The sequence below is a fragment of the Propionibacterium sp. genome (genome assembly GCF_047719395.1).
Classification (GTDB): Bacteria; Actinomycetota; Actinomycetes; order Propionibacteriales; family Propionibacteriaceae; genus Propionibacterium.
Map to the genome: position 1 here is coordinate 1 of NZ_JBDNTB010000082.1, position 7713 is coordinate 7713.

The window sequence follows — 7713 nt, forward strand, 5'->3', positions numbered from 1 at the left end:
TGCTCGAGACAGGCGGATTCAGACCCCAACTACACCCTCGATTGGGATGAGCCCCTATGAGCCATTGTCCTAAGTCAAGTTCCATTGCGGCGAGTTGCATCCGCGGGGCTGCGGCGTCAGGATTTCGTTGCTCATCGTGATCTCCCTGCGTTGAAGGTCAGGTTGTGGTTGTGGTTGTGGTTCGCGGACGGTCTCAATGGACACACTCGGGCTGGAGGGCATCAATGACCTTGGCAATGGACGACCAGAGGCCCGAGCGAATGCGGGGCATGATGCTGTCTCGACGTCGTGCCCGTCAACGGCGGTGTATCACCCGGGTTCGGTGCTGTCGGACAGTGATGTGCGGATAGACGGGCGGTGAGGCCCCGGCGCCCTTACCCGCTGAACAGTGATCCGATCTGAAGCCGGGACGAGTGATTGTTGTCGTACATGAAGATTCCTAATTACGGGAGACTATCGACAGCGCTTTCATACGCACTGCTCCCAGGCTGGTCATCAGTCAGGTGTGTGAGCCCTCCTCCGTTTCCGTTAGGCCGGCGATGTGCCCGCGCTGACTCGTCGCTAATCCTCCACGATTGACGGTCTCCTGGGCCGCCCGTCTCGCCGCCAGTCCTGAGCTAGCCGGCACGACTTCAGCGCCTTCTCTTGAGCTGCCACACGTCTTGCAGAAGAGGTTCGCCTGAGTTTCGTCGCCCAGGGCTGACCGTCTGATCTGGGCCTCGCATCCCACCTGCCTTCCGTGAGGGAGGTGGGTCGATGACGGTTTCGATGCGCGTGATGAGTGCTGGTGACGGTTACAAGTATCTGCTCAAGTCGGTGGCCGCCGGCGACGGGGACCGGAATCTGTCCACGCCGTTGACTCGTTATTACGCGGAGGTGGGCAGTCCGCCGGGCTTCTGGCTTGGCTCGGGGATCGCGGCCTTCGGTACGGGGAGTCTGGCGGCTGGGTCGCAGGTGTCGGAGCAGCAGCTTCAACTCCTGATTGGTATGGGCCGTGACCCGTTGATGGGCGCACCGCTTGGCCGGGCGTATCAGCAGTTCGCCACCGTGTCCGAGCGCGTCGAGGAGCGAGTCAGGCGGCTCGGGCCGAGCCTCGATCCGGAGTATCGGGCGGAGCTTGTCGCCCAGATTGAGGCCGAGGAGAAGGAGCGTGGGACGCGTCGGGCGGTTGCGGGCTTCGACTACACGTTCAGCGTGCCCAAAAGCGTGTCGGCGATCTGGGCGGTTGCGGACGCGGGCACGCAATCCCTGATTGCGGCGGCGCATCACGCGGCAGTTGCGGAGATGGTAGAGCTGATCGAGGGGGAGGTTGCGGCAACCCGTGTGGGTGCAACCGGCCCTGACGGCGCGGTTGCGCAGGTCGATGTGATGGGTGTGGCCGCAACCGCGTTCGACCACTACGACTCACGTAGCCACGACCCGCAATTGCACACGCATGTCGTCATCAGCAACAAGGTCAAGACCGTTCAGGATGGCAAGTGGCGGACGTTGGATGGCCGCCCGATGCACCGGGCGGTGGTGGCGGTCTCGGAGATGTACAACGCGGTCCTGGCCGACCATCTGACCCGCACCCTCGGTCTTGGATGGGAGATACGGGAGCGGGGCCGCGACCGGAACCCGGCGTGGGAGATCACCGGCGTCCCCGAGGAGCTGATCGGCGAGTTCTCCAGCCGCTCGAAGTTCATCGAGGAGGAGAAGAACCGCCTCATCGACGCCTACGTGACCCGGCACGGACGCCAACCCAACGCACGCACCGTGCTCAAGCTCCGCGCGCAAGCCACCCTGGCGACCCGCCCCGACAAGGACGTACGCTCCCTGGCCGACCTGACCACCGAGTGGCGGCAACGCGCCACCCAAGTTCTCGGCCAGGACGCCACCACCTGGGCGCAGGCACTCACGGCCGGCGAGGTGCTGCTTGCAACGGTGCGGGCCGACGACATTCCCTTGGATACCATCGGGCAGATCGGCCAGGCGGTCACGGGCGTGGTGGGTGAGAAGCGTTCGACGTGGACGCGCTGGAACCTGCACGCCGAAGCGTCACGGCAGTTGATGGGGTTGCGGTTCGCCTCGACCACGGACCGCACGGCCATCACCGGGATGGTCGTGGACGCCGCCGAGCAGGCGTCCTTGCGGTTGACCCCGCCGGAGTTGGCGGTCAGCCCGGCACAGTTCCGCCGCCCGGACGGCTCGTCGCGCTTCCGCCCCTATGCCTCGACCGTGTTCTCCTCCGAACACCTGATTCAAGCTGAAGACCGGCTCCTGAACCGCGCCGAGAACACCATGGCTCACACCGTTCCATTGGAGACCATCGAGGCCGTCACCGGCAAACCGGATAGGGAAAGCCGCCTGCTTGGGGAGGATCAGGCCGCCGCGCTGACCGCGATAGCGCTCTCGGGACGGGTCGTGGACGTGCTCGTCGGGCCGGCCGGAGCGGGCAAGACCACGGCCATGAACGCGCTGCGCCGCGCATGGGAGACGGAGCACGGCAAGGGCAGTGTGGTCGGGCTCGCCCCGTCAGCGGTCGCGGCTCAAGTGCTCTCCGATGATTTGGGGATCGGCACGGAGAACACCGCCAAGTGGCTGCACACTTTCCACACGACGGGAGCCACCTTCACCCCTGGCCAGCTGGTCATCATCGACGAGGCCTCCCTGGCGGGCACGTTCACACTCGATCAGATCACCGAGCAGGCTGAGCGGCAGGATGCGAAAGTCCTGATGGTGGGTGACTGGGCGCAACTGCAATCCGTGGATGCGGGCGGCGCGTTCGCGATGCTCGTCAACGCGCGCGGGGATGCGCCCGAACTGACCGACGTGCACCGGTTCATCCACGCGTGGGAGAAGACCAGCTCGCTTGACCTGCGCCACGGGCGCACCAGCGCGATCGACACGCTCATCGACCACGGGCGGGTTCACGGGGCCGAGGAGGAACAGGCCATGGATGCCGCCTACACTGCCTGGCACGCCGACCAGACCGCAGGCAAGGCCTCGATCCTCGTGGCCGAGACCCAGCAGGCTGTCACCGCCCTCAACCAGCGAGCCAGGGCGGATCGGATCATCAACGGCACCGTCAACCCCGAGCGTGAGCTGCCCCTGCATGACGGGACGGCCGTGTGTGAGGGCGACCTCGTGATCACCCGCCGCAACGACCGCCGCCTACGCTCCGGCAGCTCGTGGGTGCGGAACGGGGACCGGTGGACCGTCACCAAGCTCCGCGAGGACGGGTCTGTCACCATCCGGCAGACCAGTCGCCGGTTCGGCGGCTCCATCGTCCTGCCCGCCTCATACGTCGCCAAGCACTTGGATTTGGGTTACGCGGTCACCGCCCACCGCGCGCAGGGCGTCACGACCGACACCTCCCATGTCGTCGTCACCAGCACCACCACCCGGGAGAACCTGTACGTCGCCATGACCCGAGGCCGCGAGGAGAACCACGTCTACGTCGCCATCGACCGGCCCGACGACGACCACGCCCAGGCGCACCCCGGCGACAACCCCGACGCCACCGCCCGCACGGTTCTGCTCGGCATCCTCCAGCACGTCGGGGCCGAACCCTCCGCCCACCAAGCCCTTGCCGCCGAGCAGGACCGTTGGGGCTCCATCGGCCAGCTCGCCGCCGAATATGAGACCATCGCCCAGGAAGCCCAAGCCGACCACTGGCACACCCTCCTCGCCAAATCCGGGCTCACCGGCGAGCAGATCGAGGACATCCTCGTCTCCGACGCCTACGGCGCCCTGTCGGCGGAACTGCGCAACGCCGAAGCCAACCACCACAACCTCGACCAGCTGCTCCCACGCCTTGTCCAAGTTCGGGGCTTCGAAGATGCCGACGACATCGCCAGCGTCCTACACGCCCGTCTCGCCCGCGCCACCGCTCGGCCCGCAGGCTCGGGCCGCACCCGCAAGCCACCCCGCCTCATCGCCGGCCTCGTCCCTACCGCCAGCGGACCCATGAACTCCGACATGCGCCAGGCACTCACTGAGCGGCAAGACCTGATTGAGCAGCGCGCCGCCACGCTGCTCAATCAGGTTATGGCGAACTGTGAACCGTGGATTGAACAGCTCGGGCCCAAGCCTGCTGGGCAGAGAGAGCAGGCTGCGTGGCTCGCCGCCGCGCACACTATCGCTGCTTACCGCGACCGATACCAGATCAGCGATAATCAATATCCACTTGGACCTGAGCCTGAGAACAACAACGTCAAACGGAAGATCGACGCGGCCCGAGCGCGCAGCGCTCTCAGACGAGTCCGAGCTATCGTGGATGATCATCAGGCGGTAGAACCGATGCAGTCAGCGCCCGAGGTCCGATCGACACCGAGTCTGAGTCTCTGAGCGTGTCGGCATAGTGCTCGACTGCCGTGTGCCGTTCACGATCACGATCACGCTCGTGCACCCATGCGATCTGCACTAGAATCGTCAGGGGTGCAGGGAGCAGCCCAAGATGACTCTGTCGGTTGGTTTCGCTCTTCGCCGAATCGTCTTCAAGTTCCTCCGAGTCCGAGCCATCAGCCCGGTCCAGCTCGCCTGAAACAAAGTCAAGAGCGTGTCGGTGGATACCGCTACGCTCGGACATACTGGCAGGCTTCTTTATTAGCTTGGAGCCTGTGCGCCTGGGATGATGAAGGTGCCTGGAGCATGCCTGCTCTTGTCAGGATATGCGAGTCGAAGGGGTGCTGATGGGTATGGGTGCAAAGACAATCCACCCGTTCCCTGCCAGAATGGCGCCTGACATTGCCATCGAGCACTTGGACTCCACCGAGGGCAACGCGAACCGGGTGGTACTTGACCCGATGTGTGGATCAGGGACGGTACTCACCGCAGCAGCTGACAGAGGCTACGCAGCACGTGGGTTCGATGTCGATCCCCTCGCCGTCCTCATGAGTTCGGTTGCGACCCGGGCTGTCAATACAGAGGAAATCACAGCCGAGGCCGAACGTATCTGTGCACGAGCGAAAGCCTCGCACACGGACGACCCACGATGGGACGACCCAGAGACCAGAAAATTCGCTGAATACTGGTTTGCGGCACCGCAACGCAAACAACTTACCCGACTCTCAAGGGAATTGGACGAGGTTAGCGATGACGGCATTCGTGAGGCACTCCAAGTGGCGTTGAGCCGGACCATTGTCACAAAGACGCCTAAAGCATCGCTGGCGGCTGACACATCGCACAGCAGACCTCACCGCGTGGAGACCGAATCTAGTTATGACGTATATCGGGGGTTTACAAGGTCGGTTGCCAATCTTAAGAAGCTGTTAGATAATCGATCCATTATTGGACAGGTGGATGTTCGTATCGGAGACGCCCGGGCGCTTGATCTCCATGACTCATCGGTTGACCTCGTTATTACATCACCGCCATATCTCAATGCGATTGACTATCTTCGCGGACACAAGATGTCATTGATCTGGTTTGGGTACACCATTCCAGAGCTGCGGCAAATTCGCTCGAATAGTATCGGGGCTGAACGAGCACTCCATACTGATGCCCTCAAACAGATCGAGGATATGGTTCAGTTCATAAAAGCATCCGTGGATGCGCCCGATCGGCTTCCCCTCGCGACAATTACCCGCTACTCCCAAGATCTTGTTCTTTTCTCTCGCGAGCTGAACCGCGTTTGTAAGTCCGGAGCAGAAGTCGTGACAGTAATAGGTAACTCTACCCTTCGAGGAAATTACATCCAGAACGATGCTCTTGTGAGACTGGCCTACGAGGGCTCAGGTTTCCGATCAATCAACCGCTCCGAACGAGACCTCCCCGAAAACCGGCGTTATCTTCCGATCCGGACCAGAGACAAGACATCGTCCATGGCCAAACGAATGCGGACAGAAGTAGTGCTCACAGTTGTGAAGGAGTGAGGAGAAAGCTCATGTCCACTACTATCGAAGACGAGAGTCATGAAGAGGTCAACGCAGGCGCCGCCACCGGCGAAGCCGCATCTAGTATTGACGGCGGAACAGTCGGAATAGTCGATATTGTCCGAAGTGATGATCATGTAGGTCAAATTCCGGTGAAACTGTCGTACGGCATTATTGAGCGCTTCTCAGAGGGGCTGTACAGCTCCCCCAACAAGACCTTCGAAGAGCTGATCACCAACTCTTACGACGCCGGCGCACGCGAGGTGTGGGTCTATCTTGCATCTGATCTTTCAGACAAAAATGCCACTCTACTCGTCATCGACGATGGTGAGAGTATGACACTCGAAGGACTTGCCGACCTATGGAAGATTGGCGAATCACGTAAAAGGAGCGGAACTCCGCCTCCGGGCCGTAAGAGGCCAGTTGGTAAATTTGGAATCGGCAAGCTGGCTACCTATGTGCTCGCAAAGCAACTGACCTATATAGTTCATAGAGGCAACGAGTACTTGGCCGTTACGATGGACTATGGGCGCGTCGCGCCGGGCACCGAGATGCTCGACGGCGTTGACCTTTCCCTCGATGTGGTTCGTCTCACGGAAAACCAGGCGATAGAGGCAGTCGGTCGTGCCCTTGAAGGCACGGCTGTCGCCGGAAAGACAAAGGCCCTTGAAGCTCTCCCTAAGCTGGAACACTGGACAGCTGCGCTACTTTCCAGCCTCAAGCCAACTGCACGTGAAATAAAGCTTGGTCGCTTGCGATGGGTTCTACGCAGTGCACTTCCGCTGAACCCTGAGTTTCAACTTTGGATGAATGACGAGCAAATCATGTCATCCAAAGTTGATGGTGAAGAGTTGTGGACATTCACCGTCGGGAAAGATGACAAAACACTACCGAAGAGTATCGAACGACCATGGGGCCCTGCGGAGTCGATCGAGATCGAAACGGACAAATCAGGAGAGTCCGTAACAGTCCCTGCTGTTCGTCTCCCGAAAGCGGGGACTGTGTGGGGACGAGCAACGCTTTACAAGCAGCCACTTGAGCGTGGGCGGAGTGAGGACCTAGCCCGAAGCCATGGCTTCTTTGTAAGAGTCCGTGGCAGACTCATTAATCTTTACGAGGCGGATTTCGCCTTAGGTCCGGAACTTCGACATGGTACGCTAACCCGCTTTCGTATGGAAGTAAATGCAGACGACCTTGACGATCAGGTCGCGAGTGCTCGCGAGAACCTCAAGGAATCCGAGTCGCTGCAGGAATTGAAGAACTATCTGCTTGCAGTATTTAATAAGGCTCGCGCTAAATCCACTGAACAAGATGATGGCGATATAATCTCAAATCTTGCTAGGGACGGCCGTCTCGCTAAGCCAAGCACGGCGCTCAGCCAAGGACCGCTGCGACGAATGCTGCAAAGAGCAATATCAGGCGAACCGGCAGTGGCTCGCAGTCTTGGTCTTGACGAAGCAGGAATCGAGGATGCCAAAAAGACACTCACGGAGGGCGGAGACGTCATCGACAGTGTGCTCCTCGAGAACTATGACTCGACTGAGCCGATTGCGGTCTATGACCCGTCGCGGCGTGCAGTTGTGCTGAACCAAGCCCATCCATTTGTTAGCAACTATATCGGCGGAAAGACAATCGCGGAGCCATTAAAGCTCCTAGGTCTTAGTGAAATCCTCACCCAGGCGTACCTTCTTGACGAAAACATCTCTTCAGAAGTCATTGAACGTGTAATGTTTAGGCGAGATGCCTTCTTGCGTGAGCTGACACTGCGATTCCCTCGATCGGCGCCGATTATTGCCCAGAATCTGGCTCTTCACGATTGAGGGTGTAGTTGGGGTCTGAATCCTCCGGCCTCGAGGAG

Annotated in this window: 3 protein-coding genes; all 3 read left to right on the forward strand. The window is 60.7% G+C overall.

All coding sequences use genetic code 11. The annotated features are described in order from the left end of the window. The first annotated feature begins 756 nt into the window (after window positions 1-756). The gene (mobF, locus tag ABF648_RS11440; RefSeq protein WP_415632382.1) at window positions 757-4329 is read left to right on the forward strand and encodes a MobF family relaxase; all 3573 of its coding nucleotides are present in this window, start codon (window positions 757-759) and stop codon (window positions 4327-4329) included. Window positions 4330-4715: 386 nt separating this feature from the next. After that, window positions 4716-5855: a hypothetical protein gene (locus ABF648_RS11445; RefSeq protein WP_415632383.1), complete on the forward strand. Its 1140-nt coding sequence runs from the start codon at window positions 4716-4718 to the stop codon at window positions 5853-5855. An 11-nt stretch (window positions 5856-5866) separates the two neighbouring features. Then, complete coding sequence (locus ABF648_RS11450) at window positions 5867-7675, forward strand: ATP-binding protein (protein ID WP_415632384.1); 1809 nt, start codon at window positions 5867-5869, stop codon at window positions 7673-7675. Window positions 7676-7713 lie beyond the last annotated feature (38 nt).